Origin of the sequence: Amycolatopsis sp. WGS_07, assembly GCF_045278895.1 — a bacterium.
Taxonomy (GTDB): domain Bacteria; phylum Actinomycetota; class Actinomycetes; order Mycobacteriales; family Pseudonocardiaceae; genus Amycolatopsis.
On the sequence record NZ_CP136053.1, the window covers coordinates 7,761,689 to 7,781,358 of the forward strand.

Genomic DNA, 19,670 nt, shown 5'->3' on the forward strand with positions numbered 1-19,670 from the left:
GCCCGGCACTCTAGTGATCCGCGCCGCGACCATAACGATCGGACACGCAGCGGCACCGTCACATATTGCGCGCTTCCCGCCGTATGTGGTTACTTTTCGTCTCTGGGGTCGGGGATTGACGATGGGGTGGTTCTGAAGTGCGGATCAAGCACACACAGCGCGGGTTGCGCCGCGTTTTCGGTGTCCTGATGGCAGGAACGCTGGCGATTCTGCCGTTGGCGGGCACCGCGACTGCGCAACAGCAGGCCCAGCCGAAGGTCCTGCGCGTCGCGCTGACCACTGGTATCGACCATTTGAACCCGTTCACCGCCGGGCTCGCCGCGTCGACCCAGGTCGGCCGGTTCGCCTACGAGTTCCTGACGATCCCGTCGCAGGACAAGGCCGAGCCCGCGCCCGCGCTCGCCGAATCGTGGAGCACCTCGCCGGACAAGCTGACCTGGACCTTCAAGATCCGCAAGGGCGCGAAGTGGTCCGACGGGCAGCCGGTCACCGCGAAGGACGCCGCGTTCACCTTCAACCGGATGCTCACCGACGCCACCGCGCGCACCGCGAACGGCAACTACGTCGCGAGCTTCCAGTCGGTCGCCGCCCCGGACGACACCACGCTGGTGATCAAGACCAAGACCGTCCAGTCGTCCATGGAACTGCTCGACGTCCCGATCGTGCCCGAGCACGTGTGGGCCCCGATCAAGGACCTCAGCGACCCGAAGACCGACACCGTCCCGGTCGTCGGCGTGAACGACGGCCCGTTCCGGATCACCGACTACAAACAGAACGAATACGTCAAGTTCAAGGCCAACAAGGACTACTGGCGCGGCGCGCCCAAGGTCGACGAGCTGCAGCTGCTGGTGTTCAAGGACGTCGAAGCCGCGGTCAACGCCCTCAAACAGGGCGAGGTCGACGTGATCAACCGGCTCACCCCGACCCAGTTCGACGCGCTCAAGGACCAGCCGGACATCGCGCTGAACAAGGCCCCCGGCCGCCGCTACAACGCGCTCAACCTCAACTTCGGCGTCCAGAACTCCGAGAACAAGCCGATCGGCAACGGCAACCCGGTGCTCAAGGACATCCGGGTGCGCCAGGCGATCGCCCAGTCCATCGACGTGAAGACCATTGTGGACAAAGTCGCCGGCGGCTACGCGCAGCCCGGCGGCGGCGTGATCCCGCCGATCTACTCCGCCTACCACTGGGATCCGGCGCCGGGGAGGCGCGCAAGTTCGACCTCGCCGCCGCGAACGCCGCGCTCGACGCGGCCGGCTACCCGAAGGGCCGCGACGGCGTCCGCACCGCGCCCGGCGGCGCGCGCCTCGAACTGCGCCTCACCGGGCACGCGAACCGCGCGCCCGACCAGCGGCTCGCCCAGTACATCACCGGCTGGCTGCACGACATCGGCATCTCGGTCAAACAGGAACTCGTCTCCGACGACGAGCTGAACGACCGCACCAACGCCGGCAACTACGACCTCGCGATCTCCGGCTACGCCAACAACCCCGACCCGGACTACTCGCTGGCCCTGCACACCTGCGCCGCGCGGCCGAACGCCGAGGGCAAGGGCGCCACCACCGACACGTTCTTCTGCGACCCGCAGTACGACGCGCTCTACGCCAAGCAGCTCGCCGAAACCGACCTCGGCGCCCGCGCCGGCTACGTCAAGCAGGCGCAGGCGCGGCTCTACAGCCAGGCCGTGAACGTCGTCTACGACTACGACAATGTGCTCGAGGCCTACCGCTCCGACAAGTTCTCCTCCTTCGGCAAGCAGCCCCAGCCCGAGGGCTCGATCCTCGAGCAGACCGCGTACTGGGGCGTCTACGGCGCGGTCCCGGCCGACGCGTCGGCGGCCTCGTCCGACAGCGGCTCCGGCACGACCGTGTGGATCGTCGTCGGCGCGGTGGTCCTCGTCGTGCTCGTGGGCGGCGGCGTCGCGCTGTCCCGCCGCGGCAAGTCCGCCGACGACCGGGAGTAGGAGAACGTGAGCCAAGCTTTAGCGCCGGACCAGGCCTCGGTGCTCGCCGACCCCGACGAGCACCGAGGCGGGACCGGCACCCTCCGGTTCGTCCTGACGAAGGTCGCCGAGGCGGCCGCCAGCGTGTTCCTGGTGATCGTCCTCGGGTTCTTCCTGTTCCGGCTGCTGCCCGGCGACCCGGTCGCGTTCATGGCCCGCGAACGGCCGACCGACCCGGGCCAGATCGCCGAACTGCGCGACCGGCTCGGCATCGACAAGCCCATCCTCGCGCAGTTCGGGAACTACTTCGCCGGCCTGTTCCAAGGCGACTTCGGCGAGTCCTACATCGAACGCCGCCCGGTGCTGGACATGATCGGCGAACGCCTCTGGCCGACCGTGCTGCTCGTCGGCAGCGCGACCATCCTCGCCGTCGCGCTCGGGCTGTGGCTGGGCATCCGCGCGGCGTGGAAGCGCGACAGCCTCTTCGACCGCACGCAGACCGGGATCGCGCTCACCCTGTGGTCGGTCCCGCAGTTCTGGCTCGGCCTGCTGCTGCTCGTCGCCACCAACGGCCTGTTCCCCAGCCGCGGCATGCACTCGCCCGACGCCGGGCCCGGGTTTTTCGCCCAGGGCCTCGACGTGCTGCACCACCTGATCCTGCCGTGCCTCACGCTGCTCGCGGTGTTCTACGCGCAGTACATGCTGGTGATGCGCTCGTCCCTGCTCGGCGAGATGAACGCCGACTACCTCACCACCGCCCGCGCGAAAGGCCTCCGCGACGACCTCGTCCGGCGGCGGCACGCGGTCCCGAACGCGCTTCTGCCGACCGTGACGCTGGTCTTCATGCAGTTCGGCATGGTCGTCGCCGGTGCGGTCACCGTCGAAGCCGTGTTCAGCTGGCCCGGCCTCGGCCAGCTCACCTACGACGCGCTGCACGGCCCGGACCTGCCGGTGCTGCAAGGGGTTTTCATCGTCCTCGCCAGCGCCGTCGTCCTGATGAACCTGTTCGCGGAGCTGCTCTACCGCGTGCTCGACCCGAGGGTGCGTACCGCATGACAACCCCCGCGGCCACCGCCGCCGAAAGCGCCCGCGCGATCGCCTGGCGCCGCCGCCGCGCCGGCATCGCCCGCACCTGGCACGAGTTCGCCACGCAGAAAGCCGCGCTCGCCGGGCTCGTCCTGCTCGCGCTCACCGTGCTGCTCGCTCTGCTGCTGCCGGTGATCAGCGACCCGAGCGGCCTCGACGTCACCCGCGTCACCGGCACCCCGCTCAGCCCGCCGGACGGCGAATTCTGGCTCGGCACCGACATCGACGGCCGCTCGGTGCTGCTGATGACGTTGTGGGGCACCAGGATCTCGCTGCTCGTCGGATTCTGCGCCACCGTGCTCAGCGTGTTCATCGGCACCCTCATCGGCATCACCGCCGCGCACTTCGGCGGCTGGGTGTCGGCGGTCCTGCTGCGGTTCACCGACTTCTTCCTGGTGCTGCCGTCGCTCGTGCTGGCCATCGCGCTCTCGGCGGTGCTGCCGCGCGGGATCTGGACGATCGTGCTCGCCATCGGCGTCACCGCCTGGCCGAGCACCGCCCGCCTCGTCCGCGCCCAGACGCTCACCATCGAAAGCCGCCCTTACATCGAACGCGCCCGCGCGCTCGGCGGCGGCCACCTGCACGTGATCGCCAAGCACGTGCTGCCCGGCGTCGCGCCGCTCGTGCTCGCCAACACCACCCTCGTCGTCGGCAACGCGGTGATCGCCGACGCGACCCTCTCGTTCCTCGGCGTCGGCGACCCGACCGCGATCTCCTGGGGCGCGATGCTGGAAACGGCGCTCAACAACGGCGCGGTCACCCGCGGCGCGTGGTGGAACCTGCTCCCGCCGGGCGTCGCGATCGTGCTCGTCGTGCTGATGTTCACCCTCGTCGGCCGCGGCCTCGAAACCGTGCTCAACCCGCGGCTCAAAGGACGGCACTCGTGACCGCGCTGCTCGAACTGAAAAACCTCGGCGTCACCTACCGCACCGGCGGCGGCGACGTCCCCGCGGTCCGCGGCGTCGACCTCCGCCTCGACGCGGGCGGCACGCTCGGCGTCGCGGGGGAGTCCGGCTCCGGCAAGTCCACCGTCGCGATGAGCGTGCTCCGGCTCCTGCCGCGCAGCGCGAAGATCACCGGCGAAATCCTGCTCGACGGAGAGAACGTCGGCGACATGCGCTGGGGACGGCTGCGCGCGGTCCGCTGGGCCGAGGCGTCGGTGGTGTTCCAGGGCGCGATGCACGCGCTCAACCCCGTCCGCCGCATCGGCGAGCAGATCGCCGAACCGATCCGGCTGCACGCACCCGAAGGCAAAACCCCGTCCGAGGCACAGGTCCAGGCACGCGTCACCGAACTGCTCGAACAGGTCGACCTCCCGCGCTCGCGGGCCGGCGCGTACCCGCACGAACTGTCCGGCGGCCAGAAACAGCGCGTGATGATCGCGATGGCGCTGGCCTGCGAACCGCGCCTGGTCATCGCCGACGAACCGACCACCGCGCTCGACGTCATCGTGCAGGCCCAGGTCCTGTCCGTGCTGTCGAAACTGGTCGCCGAACGCGGCATCGGGCTCATCATGATCAGCCACGACCTGTCCGTGCTCGCCGCCACCTGCGAACGCATCGCGGTGATGTACGACGGCGAACTCGTCGAAGAACGGCCCAGCGCCGAACTGATGTCCGCGCCGCAGCACGAACACAGCAAGGCGCTCGCCGCGGCGTTCCCGACCGTCGGCGACCCGGCGTCCCGCTTCGCCCCGGCCACCGCGACGCCGCTGCCGCCGGAACCGGAGGAACGCGCCGGCGCGGACGAAGCGCCGCTGCTCGCCGCCGAAGACCTGTACGTCACGTTCCGTGACCGCAAAGGCAAGCGGATCCACGCCGTCAACGGGGTCAACCTCGAGGTCCGGCGGGACGAGATCGTCGCGCTGGTCGGCCAGTCCGGCTCCGGCAAGACCACCCTCGCCCGCACCCTCCTCGGCCTGCAGAAACCCGACTCCGGCACGGTGCGCTACGCGGGCAAGCCGGTGCCCCGCGGCGGAGCCGGGCTGCGCGCGTACCGGAGGGAAGTCCAGCTCGTCCTCCAGGACCCGACGAGCGCGCTCAACCCGGCCCACACGGTGTACGAAGCGGTCGCCGAAGGACCGCGGATCCACGGCCTGCCGGACGAACGCGACATCGTGCTCAAAGCCCTCGAATCCGCCGAACTGCGGCCGCCGGAGAAATTCCTCGACCGGCTCCCGCACGAACTGTCCGGCGGCCAGCGCCAGCGCGTCGTCATCGCCGGAGCGCTCGCCCTCGAACCGTCGCTGCTGCTCGCCGACGAACCAGTGGCCTCCCTCGACGCGTCCGTGCGCGGCGAAATCCTCGCGCTGCTGCTCCGGCTGCGCCGCCGTCTGGGCCTTTCCGCGCTGGTCATCACCCACGACCTCGGCCTCGCCTGGAACATCGCCGACCGGGTCGCGGTGATGTACCGCGGCGAACTCGTCGAGACCGGTACCGTCGAACAGGTCCTGCTCGACCCGCAGCACGAGTACACGAAGTCGCTGCTCGCGGCGCTCCCCGGGGGCACCGCGCAGCGGACCGCGGCCGGCCGCTGACCGCGGGGGCGCCCCGGGCGGCGCACGCCCGAGAGCCCGTGCGGGCCCAGCCGACTGCACCCGGTAATCTCCTGGATCGAAATGGCCACTACTATCGACGACGCGCAGCCGAACTCCGGCACTCTCGACCGGAAGTTCCTGACGCCCGCGCGCTTCCCGTACCGCACGATCGCCATGGGCACCGTCGGAAGCGCCCTCCTCATGCTCGCCGCGCTCGGCGCCGGCGGCATCCTCATCCGCGACCCCGTCATCGGCCACGGCCCCCTGTCCTGGGTCCGCTACGGCCACGGCCGGGCGCTGGCCAACGCGCTGCTCTACACCGGCTTCGCGCTCGTCGTGTGGGCCTGGGTCCGGCTCGGCCGCTACGCGCTCGCCGGCCGCATCGGCAGCAAGCCGATCCTCATCGCCGCGCTGTGCTGGATGGCGCCGCTGCTCGTGTCGCCGCCGCTGTTCACCCGCGACGTCTTCTCCTACCTCGGCCAGGGCGCGCAGCTGCTCTACGGGCTCGACCCGTACGCCAACGGCCCCGCCGAACTGCCCGTGCTGCCGAACGTCGTGCAGAACGTGCACCCGCTGTGGCAGACCACGCCCGCCCCGTACGGGCCGCTGTTCCTGCTGATCTCCAAGGGCATCGTCGCGATCACCCAGGACCACATGATCGCCGGCGTCATCCTCACCCGGCTCGTGCTCCTCGTCGGCCTCGGCATGACCCTGTGGGCGCTGCCCCGGCTCGTCAAGCACCTCGGCGGCAAGCTCCCGGTCGCGCTGTGGGTCGCGGTCGCCAGCCCGATGATGGTCATCCACCTCTTCGGCGGCCCGCACAACGACCTGATGATGCTCGGCTTCCTCACCATCGGGATCCTCGCCGCACTCGAACGCAAGCACGTCATCGCGGTCGTGCTGGTCACCATCGGCATGCTGATCAAGCCGACCGCCGCCGTCGCGCTGCCGTTCATGGTCTGGATGTGGGCCGCGGACATGGCGGGCCCGTCGAAGACGAAGAACTTCTTCAAGGCCGGAGCCGCGTCGGTCGGGCTGTTCCTGCCGGTGTTCGTCGTCGGCACCTGGGTCTCGCTCGGCTCGCTCAACCTCGGCTGGTGGTCCGGCCTCAAAGCCCCGCAGCTCATCACCAACTGGCTGAACTTCCCCAGCGGCATCGGCGAGGCCGTCTACAACCTCGTCCACATCATCGCGCCCGTCCAGCCCTCGCCGTTCGTCACCGTCGCCCGCGCCATCGCGATGGTCGGCCTCGTCGTGTTCGGCATCCGCCAGTGGTGGCTCGCCCGCGGCGGCGGCAAGGAAGCCGTCTACCGCGCCGCGATCACCCTGCTGGCCGTCGCGATCCTCATGCCGCCCACCCTGCCGTGGTACCTCACCTGGGGCTTCGTGCTGATCTCCGCCTTCCCCTGGGAACGCCGGAACCTCTCGGCGATCGTCGCGATCTCGGTGTTCGTGACCCTCGTGTACTACCCGACGGGGGAGCAGGCCCTCTACGACTGGTGGTTCATCGCGATCGTCGTCGTGGTCAGCCTCTACGCCGCCGCCTCGCTGCTGCGCCCCGACCCGCTCGGGCTCGTCGCGGCATGGCGGAAGAAGCCCAAGGACGAGGAGTTCCTGCCGGAGTCGTGAGCGTTGGCAGCACACCTGCTGTGCGCTGCCAACCGTGCCCGGTGTGCATAGGGGCGTAGCCTGCTCAGCCGGTTAGGGGTGCACTCGTCCCGAAGGACTCGATACACACGAAGAATGACCAGTCGTGTACAGAGCGAACCCATCAGCTATCCCTTCGGCTCGGCGGAGGGAGTCGCCCTCGACCCGGCCTACGCGGAGGCGCGCGACGCGCCCGGGATGATCCGGATCAAACTGCCTTACGGCGAACCGGCGTGGCTGGCCACTCGCTACGACGACGTCCGCATGGTGTTCGCCGACCGGCGGTTCAGCCGGGCCATGGCCGCCGAAGCCGACGTGCCGAGGATGACGCCGCACAAGCTGGACGGCGGGATCGTCATGATGGACCCGCCGGAACACAGCCGGCTGCGCAAACTGGTGGCCAAAGCCTTCACCCAGAACAGGGTGCAGCAGTTGCGCGGACGGGTCAGGCAGCTGGCCGAGGACCTCGTGGACGCGATGGCGGCCGGCGGCGGGCCGGCGGACCTCGTGGAGAACTTCTCGTTGCCGCTGCCGGTGTCGGTGATCTGCGAACTGCTCGGCGTGCCCATGGCCGACTGGCCGAAGTTCCGGGTCTGGAGCGACGGGATCCTGTCCACCAGCGGGGCCACCGCCGAGGAGTACGAGGCCAACGAAGCCGAACTCCAGGAGTACATGAGCGGGCTCGTCGCCGCCCGGCGCGCGGAGCCCGCCGACGACCTGATGACCGCGCTGGTCCAGGCCCGCAACGAGCACGACCGGCTCTCCGAGGCGGAGCTGATCGACCTGTGCGACGGGCTTCTCGTGGCCGGCCACGAAACCTCCGCGTCCCTGATCGCCAGCTCCGTCTTCGTCCTCCTCGAACACCCCGAGCGGCTGGCCGAACTGCGGGCCGACCCCAGCCTGATGCCGGCCGCGGCCGAGGAACTCCTGCGGTACATCCCGCTGAGCCACTGGGAGGGCTTTCCTCGCTACGCGACCGAGGACGTCGAGGTGGGCGGTTCGCTGGTGCGCGCGGGGGAGCCCGTGGTGACCGACTTCGCCTCGGCCAACCGGGACCCCCGGCAGTTCGAGAATCCCGACGTGCTGCGCTTCGACCGCAAGGGGAACCCGCAACTGGGTTTCGGGCACGGCGTGCACCACTGCCTCGGCGCGAACCTCGCCAGGGTCGAACTGCAGGAAGGCCTGCGCGCGCTGCTGAGCAAGCTGCCGGGCCTGCGGATCGCCGGGGACATCGAGTGGAAGGTCAGCACACCGGTGCGCGGCCCGCGCCGGATGCCGGTCAGCTGGTGACCGCTGCCCGGTGCCGGTCAGGGCGTGCGGCCGCCCTGACCGGCACCGACGCTCACGGCCGCTACCTGCGGTCCGCCCGGTAATTCCGGAACAGCAGGTACGTGTCGAGCACATCCGACGACGCGCTCTCCACCGAGCGATAGATGCCCCACTTCGGCCGCACGTAGTCGCCCTCGTCCGGCAGCTTCACCCCGGTCTTGCGGCCCTGCGCCGCCACCGGCGCACCCGGACCGGTACCGCCGCGGATCACGCACGCCGCCGCGCCCGCGTCGCCCGGGGTGAGCGTCCACTCGATCGTGATCCACTTGTCCCGCAACGGAGCCAGCTTCGCCGCCGCGATCGACGGCGAACCCGGATTCGCGTACGCGCGCGCGGAAATCATCTCCGTGCCGCCGTCCCGCACGAGATCCAGCGTCACCCACGGGCCGTCGTTCGTCGCCGGGGTCTTGGTCTGGAAGATGTGCGTGAACTTGCTCGTCCCGTGCAGGCTCGCCGGAATGAACATCTCGTAGGACAGCGTCCACGTCTCGCCGTCGCGCATCTTCAGCGCGGAACCGTTCTGCACCATGCCTTTCGTCTCGGTCCGCTGCCGGTCACCGCCGCCGGTGGTGTCCCGGTCGTCGCGCCAGATGTTGAACCGGTAGTGATTCCCCTCGACCACCACGTACTTCCGATCCGGGTGCAGCCCGCCGCGATCGGCCTCGACGCCCTCGAACGCCTTCAGCCCGTCCTTCACCGGATCGGGATGCCACAACGGGCTCGCCGCCGAAGCGAAACCGGCCAGCGGACCCGCCAGCGCCGGGAGGGCGAGCGCCGCACCGGCCATCGTGCGCAGCGCCGTCCGGCGCGGGAACTCAAGGGAATCCGGCATAACAGCGTGTCCTTTCCGAACAGGAACGAAAAAGGCACATCGGCCGGCGGCGCAGTACATCCGATGTCTGGGAGGTCAAAGGTAAGAGTCTTTCCGAACCCGGTCAAGCCCTAGCCGTAAGCGCGCACGACTGTTCCGGTGATGTCGCTTTCGACGCAATTCAGGTAGTGCCGCACCAATTCGTCCATCCGCACCGGGCGCATCCCCGGGAAATGCTCGCCGAACTCGGCCGCGGAATCGCCGACCAGCGTCGGGCTGACCGCGTTCACCCGCATCCCGCGCGGCAGTTCGATCGCCGCCGACAGCACGAAACTGTGCAGCGCCCCGCTGATCACCCCGCCGCCGGTGACGTGCGGCCACGCCTCGTCGGCGAAAATCCCGGACGTCAGCGTGAACGACGCACCGTCCGCGGCGTGGTGCTGTCCCTGAAGAACCAGCTCGGCCTGCCCGTAGAACTTGGCCCGCAGGTTCTCGTGCAGCCGCGCCGACGTCAGCGTCGAGAACTCGTCCAGCGCACCGTGCGCGGCGATGCTCACCACCCCGTCGACCGCCCCGACCTCGCGATACATCGCCGCGATCGTCTCCGGCTCGGCCAGATCGACGCGCACCTCGCCCGAAGCCCGCCCGGCCACGACGACCGCGTGCCCGCGCGAACGCAGCTCCGGCACCAGCCGCCGTCCGATGGTCCCGGCTCCGCCGACAACGACAATCCTCACCGCAGTCCCTCCCGGGCGGTCTGGGCCAGCAAAGCGAGCGCGTCGGCATCCGAGGTGCCGGGAAGCGCGTAGAACAACCCGAGCTGCTGATCGTCGTCGGGCAGCGTCACTGTCTCGTTCGCCAGAGTCAGAGATCCGACCACTGGATGGTCGAGTTCGCGCACGTAGTACGAACAGGTCCGCACCGGCCGCTTCGCCCACATGCGTGCGAACTCCGGGCTCTCCACCGACAGCCGGCCGACGAGCCGTTCCAGCACCGGATCGTCCCGATGCCGCGCGGCCGCCTGATGCAGCGCCGCGACCGTCACCGACGCCTTGTCCGCCCAATCCCGGTACAGCGCGCGATGATGCGGGTCCAGGAACAGCATCCGCGCGATGTTCGGCCGGACCCGCTCGTCCGGCGCGCCGAACGCGACGTGCCCGGCCAGCAGCGCGTGCCCGAGCCGGTTCCAGGCCAGCACGTCGGCCCGGTGATCGACCACCACCGCGGGCATCGACAGCGCCGCGAGCAGATCCCGCACCGCCGGCCGGAGTTTCGTCCGCCGGGACCGCGGCCGAGCGGGCCGCCGGGGCGCGGCCAGGTTCCGCAGGTGCTCGTGCTCGGCCGGATCCAGCCGCAACGCCGTCGCCAGCGCGTCGATCACCGAGTCCGAGGCGCTGCCGCTGGCCCCCTGTTCGAGCCGGGTGTAGTAGCTGGCGCTGACCCCGGCCAGCTCGGCCAGTTCCTCCCGGCGCAGCCCGGGAACCGCGCGCCGGGTCCCGCCCGGCGCGATCCCCGCCGCCTCCGGCGTCACCCGCGCGCGGCGGCTGCGCAGAAAACCGCCGAGTTCGTTGCTTCCGTTGCTCACCAGGCCATCCTGGCGCGCGCCGCAGCCGGTCGCCTGCCCCAGACCGGGATACCCCGGCGTCAGAACATCTTGCTCAGCACGTCGTGCCAGGCGGTGACGGCTTGCGCGAGCTGCGCGCCGCCCTTGGCCGCTTCGGTCACCGCGCTCAGCGCCAGTTTCGCGCGTCCGCGCTTCTGTTTCTCGCCGGGCTCGGCGGCGGCCTCGGCGATGTCCTTGACGTGGTACAGCAATTCCTCGCGCTCGCCGTCCGGCAGCTCGGGATCGTCCCGGACCGCCGCGGAGAGCGCCTCGATCGCCTCGGCGAGCCGGTCGTCCCGGCCGGCGACCGGAGCCAGCACCGTCGTGATGTCCCGGACGGTGCTGTTGAGGATGAAGTTGCTGTGCGTCACGTCGCCGCCGATTTCGATGCGGTGGCCGGACTGCGGCGCGGAATCCCGTTTGTAGTCGGCCATGTTGCCGAGCACCTCCGTCAGATAGTCGAGCGCGATCGTCACGTACGCCAGATAGCCGCGGGCGAAGCTTCCGGCGTCGAGCCGGTCGGTGCTCCACCGGGCCGCGAACTCGAACCCCTCGGTTCCCCTGGCCAGCCGGCGGCGGATCTCCTCGGTCACGAACCCGTCGAGCACCCCGCCGTCCAGCCGCCACTCCGGACCGAACCGCGACGGCCACTCCCCGGTGAGCGCCGCCTCCTTCAGCTTCGCGGTCTCGGCGAGGAAATCCCGCAGATCCTGCTCCATCGCCTCGCCCGACACGTGCTCCTTGAACCTGGCCTCCTTCGGCCGGTGCATGAGCGGCAGCAGCTTGGGCCGGGGGAGCGCGGCCAGCCCGTCCGCGACCTCGGCGAGCGCGCGGTGCAGGTCGCCGAGGAACGCCTCCCACTCTCCGGGCGGGAGCACCGCGATCCCGGCCCCGTCGTCGGCCCGCCCGTAGCGGGTGCTCAGCAGTTCCCGGAACCGCTCCGCCAGCGGACCGGCGACCGGATCCAGCAGGCGCTCCGCGTCCGGATGGATGCCGGAGAACAGAAGCCGCCGAGCGGAAGCCCACAGGAGCAGGTCCTTGATCTGGCCGACCGCCTCGCGCGTCGGGCGGGTGCCTTTGCGCTCCGGACCCCACCAGACGTTGTAGCGGCCGTGGTCTTCCTCCTCCTGAAGGAAACGCCCCGCTTCGCACAGCCGCTCGACCGGCGGCCGGAACACCTCCGCGTGCGCCCGCGCCTCGTCGGCGACGCCGGTCGTGAGCGCGGCGAGCACCTCCCGGATCGTGCGCCGCGCCCGGTCCGCGTCGGACACCGCCTCCCGCACCGAGCCGCTCAACGACAGCTGAACCGGCCCCGGATGCCGCGGCGACGGGAGCTTCGCCTCCCTCGTCTGCCGCTGCCAGCCATACGCCCGGGACGACCGTTCAGCACGCTTCTTGTCCTTCGCGGCGTTCTTGTCCGCCGCGATCTTCGCCTTGTTCTTCTCGTTGGCCTTCGAGGCGAGCCAGAGCACGCCGCCGATCAGCGCGATCCAGATCGCCAGGTTCAACCCGCCGGTCAACGCGGAATCGACGTCCCGGTTGACGGCCGCGGCGAACAGCACCACGACGATCACCACCGCGATCGCACATCCCAAGACGCCTCCCCCCGATCCACAGCATGATGCCACGCCGCCCGGACGCGGGACGATGAACGAAGACAGCCCGAGGGGAGAAGCCGATGCGGGATACGGATCAGCACGAACTCGACGCCTTGCTCGCCACAGCCCGGATCGTCCGCACGTTCAACAGCTACTACCGCGCGGTCGACGAGCAGCAGTTCGACGCACCGCGGTTCCAGCGGATCTTCGCACCGGACGGGAGGATCGTGCGCACCAACGGCGGGGAAACCGCCGGACCGGCGAACATCGCCGAGAGCCACGCCCGCAGCTTCGCTCGCTTCGAAGCGAGCCAGCACCTGCTCACCGGCCACGACGTCGACGTCAACGGAACCACGGCCGTCGTGCGCGCGAACCTCGTCGCCATCCACCTGTGGAAGGACCGGCCGGTCACCGTGCGCATGGAAGACCGCGCGTTCACCGCCGGCGGCGTCGTCACCGCGGAGCTGCGGCAGACCGGGAACGGCTGGCGCATCACCGAAGTCCGCACCAGGATCCTGTGGCGGACCGGCTACTTCGGAGACCTCGCGCAGACCCGCTGAGTCACCGTTTGAGGGCCCGGTACCGGTTGATCAACGCGGTCACCGTCGCGTGGTCCGCGCCGCGATTGAGCGCGGCGACCAGATCGTCCGGACAGAGCTGGTATGCCTCGCCCCACCACCGGCGGGCGCGGTTGTCCCAGATCTGGTAACCGCCGGGCACGCCCCTGGCGACGTAGCGTCGTTTCGCCATGGCCTCAATCCTGGTCGAATACGGCGGCGAAGGCGGGGGCGAGGCGTTTCAGCTCGGCTTGCTGTTCCATCCAGGTCGCGCGCCAGCCCGCGGCCGTGAGTGCGAGGACGCGGTTGCCGTGCGCGAGCACCAGCGCGCAAGCGGCGATCCGGGTCCCCCGGAACTGACCGCAGAACCCGAGCTGCGGGTCGCCGCCCGGGACCGAAAACCGCGTTTTCACCGCGAGTTCCTCGTCTTCCACCACCGCGGTTCCGCAGTCCAGCGCCTTGCCGAGGCCGGAAACCACCTGCTCGCCGGAATACCCCTGGTACTCGGCGAGCAGCTCCCGGATCTGCACCGTGTCCGTCACCGAACCCGCCTGCGCCCCGTTCTTCGCGGCGGAATCCCACGGCTGGTCCGCGCCGCACACCCGCAGGATGCGCAGGGGAGTGGTGGCGCCGACCACGTACGGCAGCGGCTCCCGCTGGCTGCGGACCCCGACCGCGGACAGCTGTGCTTCGTTCGGCAGGTACTTCGTGAGATCTTTCGGGACCGGCACCGCAGAGGACGAAGCTGGCGCCGACGACGGCACCGGGCTCGACGCAACCGGCGCGGCGGGCGTGTCGGCGGGTGCGGCGCAGCCGGAAAGAAACAGGACGAGCCCGGCGGCGATGACGACTTTGCGCATGATCCCCCTCCGCACGCGAGGAAGATCGCCGCCGCCCGGCCCGCCGTTACGACCCCGCCCAGCCCCGCCACACCCGGACCTCCGTCACCACCACCGCGTGCTCCGGCGGCCGCTCCGCGTACTGCGGGTACTTCTCCGCCAGCCACCCGGCGTACGGGTCCCGCTCCTCGGCCACCCGCGCCGTCCCGTCCGCACGGGCCCACCACAGCCGCGACCAGTCCTCGTCGTATTCGTCGGCCAGGAACGACACCGCCGGGTTCTCCGCGATGTTCGCCAGCCGCCGCAACGACGTCGTGCTCTTCGGCTTGTGGTCGACCGCGAAGACGACCGTGTCGCCGCGCACCGCGAACGTCACCGGCACCAGATGCGGGACCCCGCGACCGTCCGCCGTGGCGAGCCGGGCCACCCGCGCGGCCGCGAACCGCGCCCGGGTCTCCACAGTGGACAGTCGCACGGTCAGTCCAGCGCGGGGGAGTCGAGGGTCAGCGTGCCCAGTTCGGTGTCGAGCGAGGCGGACACCCCGAGCGGCAGCGTCGGCGACCCGGGCACGTGCCCGAAGCCGAACCCGCTCAGCACCGGAACCCCCAGCGGCGACAACCGTTCCGCCATCAGCTCGCGGATCTCCGCCTGGTCGCCGCACGCGGCCCACGAGCCCAGCACGATCCCGCGCACACCGTCGAACCAGCCCGACCGCAGCAGCTGCGTCACCATCCGGTCGATCCGGTACGGGCTCTCGGTCACGTCCTCCAGCAGCACGACCCCGCCCCGCGCGGAACCCTGTTCGGCGGTGCCGACACCGGACGCGAGCAGCGTCAGGTTCCCGCCCACCAGCACGCCCAGCGCCCGGCCGGGCACGAGCACGTCCGGCTCCCGCGCCCGCAGCACCCGCGTGTGGTCCGGCTCGAACAACGTCCGCCGCAAGTGTTCCGACGCCGGTTCGTCGAACAGCACGCTCGCGGGCATCGGCGAAAGCAGCGTGGCGAGGTCCAGATGCGTGTGCACGGCCCGGTGCAGCGCGGTCACGTCGCTCGACCCGGCCAGCACCTTCGGCCCGGCGGCTTTCAGCGCGGTCCAGTCCACCAGGTCGATCATCCGCTGCGTGCCGTAGCCGCCGCGCGCCGCGAGCACGCACCGGACCTCCGGATCCAGCCACGCTTCGGCGAACTCCGCCGCCCGCGCCTTGTCCGGCGCGGACAGATACGACTGCCCCGGAGCCCGCACCCCGGCGCCGACCCGCACCTTCACGCCCCAGCCGCGCAGCACCGGCAGCGCGGCGTCCAGCAGGTCCTGCGGCACCGGACCGGACGGCGCGACGAGCGCCACGGTGTCCCCGGCGGAAAGTCTGGCGGGCCTCACCGGCGCAGCTCCAGCCGCGGCACGTCCGGCGTCTCGAAGCCGAACACCTGGCCGTAGAAGGAAAGCTCCGCCTCCAGCGCGGCGACGATCGTCTCCGCCTTCCGGAACCCGTGCTGCTCGCCCTCGAACCGCAGGTACGCGTGCGGGATCCCGCTGCCGTCGATCCCGGCGACGAACCGGTCCGCCTGGTCCGGCGGGCAGATCTCGTCCTCCAGGCCCTGCAGGAACAGCACCGGCCCGGCCAGCGAGCCCACGTGCGTCATCGGCGAGCGCTCCCGGTACCGATCGGCCGCCTCCGGATACGGGCCGACCATGCTGACCAGGTACTGCGACTCGAAATCGTGCGTTTCGCCGCCCTCGCCGGTCCAGCCGGCGAAGTCGAGGATCGGGAACTTCACCGTCGCCGCCGCGTACGTGCGGGTCATCGTGATCGACGCCGCCGAGGTGAACCCGCCCGCGCTGCCGCCCCGGATGCCCAGCCGCGCGCGGTCGGCGGTCCCTTCCGCGACAAGCGCCTCCGCGACCGCCGCGCAGTCGCGGACGTCCACCACGCCCCACTGCTCCCGCAGCCGCTCCCGGAACGCCCGCCCGTAGCCGGTGGAGCCGCCGTAGTTCACCGCGACGACGCCGATGCCGCGGCTGGTGAAGTACGCGAAGTCCAGGTCGAGCGATTCGTCGCTGTGCCCGGTCGGCCCGCCGTGCACGTGGACCACGTACGGCGGCAGTTCGCCTTCCGGCGCAACGAAGTCCGGGTTCGTCGGCGGGAACACGTACGCCGGGATCTCCGCCCCGTCCGCCCCGGTGAACACCCGCTCCTGCGGCACCGGCAGATACTCCGCGGGCGGCAGCGAAGCCGGCTGCGGCGTGAGTTCGCGCCACTTCCCGGTGTCCGGGTCGAGCACCACGACCGCGCTCTCGTGCCGCGGCCCGCACGCGATCCCGGCGATCCCGTCCGCCGTCGCGACCAGTCCGCTCGCCGACCACACGGTCAGCTCGGTGTCGACGCGCGTCACCGAACCGTCGCTCTCGTCGAGAATCGCCAGCTTGCCCGAGTCGAGGACGGCGTGCTTCCCGCCGCCCAGCGGAGCGAACCAGCTGGTGCCGAGCTTCCACATCGGCCCGCCCAGCTCGCGCTCCACCGGCGCGAGATTCACCGCCGACCCGTCGAGCCCGACCCGGTGCAGATTCCACCAGCCGTCCGGATCGGCGAGCACGAGCAGCCGATCCGGCGTCTCCCACGCCACCTGGCACACCGCGACCTCCGGCCCGCCCGCCAGCACCCGCGCGTCCCCGAACGAACCGTCGGCCGCCACCGGCGCGACGAACAGCTCGGTCCCGTCCCACGGCATCGCCGGGTGGTCCCACGCGATCCACGCGGCGTGCGCGCCGTCCGGCGACAGCTGCGGCGCGGTGAAGAACCGGTGCCCTTCGACGAGCACCCGTTCGGCCGAACCGTCCAGCGGGATCGCGACCAGCTCGCGCGAGATGTCCGTGCGCCGCGGCCCGGTGCTGCGCTCCCGGACCGCCCACACCTCGCCCTCGCGGCCGGGCCGCAGGTCGCCGTAGCGGACGCCCTGCGGCGTGGCCGGTTCCGGGGTCAGCGCGGAGACTTCGCCGTCCTTCAGCGCGTACACCCGCTGATCGGCCCAATGCGTGAACACCACGACGCCGCCGACTGCGAGCCACGGCCGCCCGCCGTACTCGTGCACCCGGTTCCGGACGTTCCACGGCGCGGGCAGCACGTCTTCGGAGCCGCCGCCGGGCAGCGCGCGCACGAGCGCGACGCGGCCGCCTTCGGCAGGCCGCGCCTCCGCCCACCAGAGCGCGCCGTCGACCGCGGCGAGCCATTGCGCGCCGCCGCCGGCGGCCGCGGCGTCGGCCGCTGTGACGGGAGAGGTCCAGGTTCCATGAGGAGAGATGCGAGGCACCCGGAAAGCGTAACGAGGATCCGCTGCGTGTCCGGATCCGCACGCACCGCGCAGGAATCGCGCGCGAACTCCCCTGAACCCGGGGCGGCGGATGCCGATCATGCGTCCGTGGCCTAGGGTCGAAGACGCTATGTCACGCGTAATCCACGTCTTCCGCAAGCCCGACCGGTTCGTGGCCGGCACGGTCGGCGAGCCCGGCGACCGCACCTTCTACCTCCAGGCGACGGAGGACGTGCGGACGATCAGCGTCACGATCGAAAAACAGCAGGTCGTCGTCCTCGCCGAGCGGCTCGGCTCGCTCCTGGAGGAGGTCGCCAGCCGGTTCGGGGCCGACGTGCCCGCCGAGGCCCCCGACGACCAGGTCGACGTGGACCCGCTCGCGGTGCCCGTCGAGGAGGAGTTCCGGGTCGGCACGATGGGGCTCGGCTGGGACGCCGACTCCGGCGCGGTCGTCGTGGAACTGCTCGCGATCACCGAGGGCGAAATCGACGAGACCGTCGTGCTCGACGACACCGAGGAGGGCCCGGACGCGGTCCGCGTGTTCCTCACCCCGGTCGCCGCCCGCGCCTTCGCCGAACGCGCCGACCGCGTCGTCAACGCCGGCCGCAAGCCGTGCCCGCTGTGCGGCGAACCGCTCGACCCGGCCGGGCACATCTGCCCCCGGCAGAACGGGTACCGGCGCGACATCGACGTGACCGAGGACTGAGGGCGCCCGTGGCGAGCACCGCGCCAGGGCCGGCCGACCCGGCCGCCCGCGATTTCGTCTCCCGCGGCCGCATCGACGTCGAGGGCAGGCTGGTCGACGCGTCCAACGTGACGCTGTTCTGCGCCATCGAACTCGACGGCGTCACCGGCCGCGTCGTGTACAAGCCGGTGTCGGGGGAGCGGCCGCTGTGGGACTTCCCGGACGGCACCCTCGCCGGCCGCGAGGTCGCCACCGCGATGATCTCCGACGCCTGCGGACTCGGCGCGATCCCGCCCACCGTGCTGCGCGACGGCCCGTTCGGGCCCGGCATGGTGCAGCTGTGGGTCGAAACCGACGAGGACGCCGAAGTCGTCGACGTCTGCGCGCCGGAGGAGGTCCCCGAAGGCTGGCGCACCGTGCTGCACGCGCACGACCGGCTCGGCGAACCGGCGGTCCTGGTCCACGCCGACCATCCGGACCTGCGCGAACTCGCGGTCCTCGACATCGTCGTCAACAACACCGACCGCAAGGGCGGGCACCTGCTCGCCGGCACCGACGGCCACGTCTACGGCGTCGACCACGGCATCTGCCTGCACACCGACCCGAAACTGCGCACCGTGCTGTGGGGCTGGATCGGGGAAGACCTGCCCGCCGACGCCGTCGAGAAACTCCGGAAACTCCGCGCGGACCTCGACGGCCGGCTCGGCGCGGAACTCGGCGAACACCTCACCGCTTTCGAGATCCGGGCGCTTTCGCAGCGCACCGACTATCTGCTCGCCGAGGCGGTGTTCCCCGAGCCCGGCGACGACTGGCGCGCGATCCCCTGGCCGCTGTTCTGATGGCGGACTCGATGGACACCGCCCTGATGGACACCGCCGCCCGCGCCCGCCTCGTCGACCGGTTCGGCCCGGCCGCCGAAGCCTGGTGCGACGCGCTGCCCGCCCTCGTCGACCGGCTCTGCGGCCGATGGGGCCTCACCGTCGCCGAGGCCCGCTCCGGCAACACCGGCCGCACCCTGCTGTGCCGCGACGGCGAAAACCGGCTGAAAGTGCTCAAACTCTGCCCGGACCGCGCCATCGCCACCGCCGAGGCGACCGCGCTCGGCTCGTGGGCCGGACTGTCGCGGGTCGTGCAGATCCTCGACGCCGACCTCGACCACGGCGCGGTGCTGCTCGAAGGACTCGAACCCGGCACCACGCTCACCGGACTCGGCGCCGACGTCCCGTGGGACCAGATCGGCGAACTCCTCGCCGACGTCCACGGCGTCCCCGCCGCCGGCCCGTTCCCGACCCAGCTCGAACGCGTCCGCTTCATGTTCGGCCTCGCCGAGCAACGGCTCGCCGGGTCCCCGGCCGAAGCGCACCTGCCGCTGGAAACGCTGCGCACCGGCCTCGCGCGGTCGGAGAAACTCGCCGCCAGCGGCCCGATCGCCCTCGTGCACGGCGACCTGCACCCCGGCAACGTCCTCGACGCCGGGCCCGAGCGCGGAGCCGTCGCGATCGACCCGCGCCCATGCGTCGGCGACCCGGCCTTCGACGCGGTCGACTGGGCGGTACTGCCGCTGGCCGACGGCGGCGCGCTGGACGACGGGATCGCCCAGCTGCCGCACCTCGACGGCGACCGGGTACGCGCGTGGTGCGTCGCGCTGGCCCCGCTGGTGGCGATGGGCCCGCTCCGCCGCGGCGGCCCGACTCCGTTCACCGACGCGGTCCTGCGGATGGCGAGCTGAGCC

The 19,670-nt window shown here is 71.3% G+C and carries 18 protein-coding genes and 1 pseudogene; 10 read left to right on the forward strand and 9 right to left on the reverse strand.

The annotated features are described in order from the left end of the window. The first annotated feature begins 121 nt into the window (after positions 1-121). The 6 genes and pseudogenes from RPX00_RS36375 to RPX00_RS36400 all read left to right on the forward strand — a co-directional run bounded on the left by RPX00_RS36375 (position 122) and on the right by RPX00_RS36400 (position 8,501). A pseudogene (locus RPX00_RS36375) lies at positions 122-1,963 on the forward strand (ABC transporter substrate-binding protein). A 6-nt stretch (positions 1,964-1,969) separates the two neighbouring features. Next, positions 1,970-2,998 (forward strand): ABC transporter permease, encoded by a 1,029-nt coding sequence (locus RPX00_RS36380; RefSeq protein WP_406632232.1) that lies wholly within the window; start codon positions 1,970-1,972, stop codon positions 2,996-2,998. Beyond that, on the forward strand, positions 2,995-3,915 hold the full coding sequence (locus RPX00_RS36385) for an ABC transporter permease (RefSeq protein ID WP_406632234.1): 921 nt from the start codon (positions 2,995-2,997) through the stop codon (positions 3,913-3,915). Before RPX00_RS36380 ends, RPX00_RS36385 begins: the two co-directional genes overlap by 4 nt. Continuing rightward, a complete protein-coding gene (nikE, locus tag RPX00_RS36390; RefSeq protein ID WP_406632236.1) occupies positions 3,912-5,564 on the forward strand; it encodes a nickel ABC transporter ATP-binding protein NikE in 1,653 nt (550 codons plus the stop codon). Before RPX00_RS36385 ends, nikE begins: the two co-directional genes overlap by 4 nt. 81 nt (positions 5,565-5,645) lie before the next feature. Next, the gene (gene mptB / locus RPX00_RS36395; protein WP_406632237.1) at positions 5,646-7,193 is read left to right on the forward strand and encodes a polyprenol phosphomannose-dependent alpha 1,6 mannosyltransferase MptB; all 1,548 of its coding nucleotides are present in this window, start codon (positions 5,646-5,648) and stop codon (positions 7,191-7,193) included. A gap of 114 nt (positions 7,194-7,307) precedes the next feature. Further along, entirely contained in the window at positions 7,308-8,501 is a 1,194-nt protein-coding gene (locus RPX00_RS36400) for a cytochrome P450 (RefSeq protein ID WP_406632239.1), read from the forward strand. A gap of 61 nt (positions 8,502-8,562) precedes the next feature. Here RPX00_RS36400 and RPX00_RS36405 read toward each other — a convergent pair whose 3' ends face one another. The 4 genes from RPX00_RS36405 to RPX00_RS36420 form a co-directional block, all read right to left on the reverse strand. After that, a complete protein-coding gene (locus RPX00_RS36405; protein WP_406632241.1) occupies positions 8,563-9,372 on the reverse strand; it encodes a hypothetical protein in 810 nt (269 codons plus the stop codon). Positions 9,373-9,482: 110 nt separating this feature from the next. Further along, positions 9,483-10,088 carry a short chain dehydrogenase gene (locus tag RPX00_RS36410; protein ID WP_406632243.1) on the reverse strand — a complete coding sequence of 202 codons (606 nt, stop codon included), beginning with the start codon at positions 10,086-10,088 and terminating at the stop codon, positions 9,483-9,485. Further along, positions 10,085-10,936 carry a helix-turn-helix transcriptional regulator gene (locus RPX00_RS36415; RefSeq protein WP_406632245.1) on the reverse strand — a complete coding sequence of 284 codons (852 nt, stop codon included), beginning with the start codon at positions 10,934-10,936 and terminating at the stop codon, positions 10,085-10,087. Before RPX00_RS36415 ends, RPX00_RS36410 begins: the two co-directional genes overlap by 4 nt. A gap of 59 nt (positions 10,937-10,995) precedes the next feature. Continuing rightward, positions 10,996-12,549, reverse strand: coding sequence for a hypothetical protein (locus RPX00_RS36420; RefSeq protein ID WP_406632247.1), 1,554 nt, complete (start codon positions 12,547-12,549; stop codon positions 10,996-10,998). A gap of 83 nt (positions 12,550-12,632) precedes the next feature. On the opposite strand from RPX00_RS36420, the gene RPX00_RS36425 reads away from it, so the two are divergent. Further along, the gene (locus RPX00_RS36425) at positions 12,633-13,112 is read left to right on the forward strand and encodes a nuclear transport factor 2 family protein (RefSeq protein ID WP_406632248.1); all 480 of its coding nucleotides are present in this window, start codon (positions 12,633-12,635) and stop codon (positions 13,110-13,112) included. 1 nt (position 13,113) lies between these two features. Here RPX00_RS36425 and RPX00_RS36430 read toward each other — a convergent pair whose 3' ends face one another. From RPX00_RS36430 to RPX00_RS36450, 5 genes are read right to left on the reverse strand one after another with little or no spacing between them, the layout of a single operon-like run. Further along, the gene (locus RPX00_RS36430) at positions 13,114-13,302 is read right to left on the reverse strand and encodes a hypothetical protein (RefSeq protein ID WP_406632250.1); all 189 of its coding nucleotides are present in this window, start codon (positions 13,300-13,302) and stop codon (positions 13,114-13,116) included. Positions 13,303-13,306: 4 nt separating this feature from the next. Beyond that, positions 13,307-13,969, reverse strand: a complete 663-nt coding sequence (locus RPX00_RS36435; protein ID WP_406632252.1) for a hypothetical protein — start codon at positions 13,967-13,969, stop codon at positions 13,307-13,309. 46 nt (positions 13,970-14,015) lie between these two features. Next, positions 14,016-14,423, reverse strand: a complete 408-nt coding sequence (locus RPX00_RS36440) for a TIGR03668 family PPOX class F420-dependent oxidoreductase (protein WP_406632254.1) — start codon at positions 14,421-14,423, stop codon at positions 14,016-14,018. Positions 14,424-14,425: 2 nt separating this feature from the next. Next, the gene (locus RPX00_RS36445) at positions 14,426-15,325 is read right to left on the reverse strand and encodes an LD-carboxypeptidase (protein WP_406632256.1); all 900 of its coding nucleotides are present in this window, start codon (positions 15,323-15,325) and stop codon (positions 14,426-14,428) included. After that, positions 15,322-17,253 carry a prolyl oligopeptidase family serine peptidase gene (locus RPX00_RS36450; RefSeq protein ID WP_406632257.1) on the reverse strand — a complete coding sequence of 644 codons (1,932 nt, stop codon included), beginning with the start codon at positions 17,251-17,253 and terminating at the stop codon, positions 15,322-15,324. Before RPX00_RS36450 ends, RPX00_RS36445 begins: the two co-directional genes overlap by 4 nt. 130 nt (positions 17,254-17,383) lie before the next feature. On the opposite strand from RPX00_RS36450, the gene RPX00_RS36455 reads away from it, so the two are divergent. Genes RPX00_RS36455 through RPX00_RS36465 form a run of 3 tightly spaced genes read left to right on the forward strand, consistent with a single transcriptional unit; the run spans position 17,384 to position 19,667 of the window. Beyond that, complete coding sequence (locus RPX00_RS36455; protein WP_406632259.1) at positions 17,384-17,959, forward strand: DUF3090 domain-containing protein; 576 nt, start codon at positions 17,384-17,386, stop codon at positions 17,957-17,959. Between the two features lie 8 nt (positions 17,960-17,967). Next, positions 17,968-18,777, forward strand: a complete 810-nt coding sequence (locus tag RPX00_RS36460) for an SCO1664 family protein (RefSeq protein ID WP_406632261.1) — start codon at positions 17,968-17,970, stop codon at positions 18,775-18,777. A gap of 11 nt (positions 18,778-18,788) precedes the next feature. Continuing rightward, positions 18,789-19,667, forward strand: coding sequence for a phosphotransferase (locus tag RPX00_RS36465; protein ID WP_406632263.1), 879 nt, complete (start codon positions 18,789-18,791; stop codon positions 19,665-19,667). Positions 19,668-19,670 lie beyond the last annotated feature (3 nt).

What these genes read in the sequence shown, in the direction of transcription:
- RPX00_RS36430 (WP_406632250.1), bottom strand. Translation starts at nt 13,302, where the DNA reads ATGGCGAAACGACGCTACGTCGCCAGGGGCGTGCCCGGCGGTTACCAG.
- mptB (WP_406632237.1), top strand. Translation starts at nt 5,646, where the DNA reads ATGGCCACTACTATCGACGACGCGCAGCCGAACTCCGGCACTCTCGAC.
- RPX00_RS36455 (WP_406632259.1), top strand. Translation starts at nt 17,384, where the DNA reads ATGTCACGCGTAATCCACGTCTTCCGCAAGCCCGACCGGTTCGTGGCC.
- RPX00_RS36405 (WP_406632241.1), bottom strand. Translation starts at nt 9,372, where the DNA reads ATGCCGGATTCCCTTGAGTTCCCGCGCCGGACGGCGCTGCGCACGATG.
- RPX00_RS36425 (WP_406632248.1), top strand. Translation starts at nt 12,633, where the DNA reads ATGCGGGATACGGATCAGCACGAACTCGACGCCTTGCTCGCCACAGCC.
- RPX00_RS36400 (WP_406632239.1), top strand. Translation starts at nt 7,308, where the DNA reads ATGACCAGTCGTGTACAGAGCGAACCCATCAGCTATCCCTTCGGCTCG.
- RPX00_RS36435 (WP_406632252.1), bottom strand. Translation starts at nt 13,969, where the DNA reads ATGCGCAAAGTCGTCATCGCCGCCGGGCTCGTCCTGTTTCTTTCCGGC.
- RPX00_RS36465 (WP_406632263.1), top strand. Translation starts at nt 18,789, where the DNA reads ATGGACACCGCCCTGATGGACACCGCCGCCCGCGCCCGCCTCGTCGAC.
- RPX00_RS36385 (WP_406632234.1), top strand. Translation starts at nt 2,995, where the DNA reads ATGACAACCCCCGCGGCCACCGCCGCCGAAAGCGCCCGCGCGATCGCC.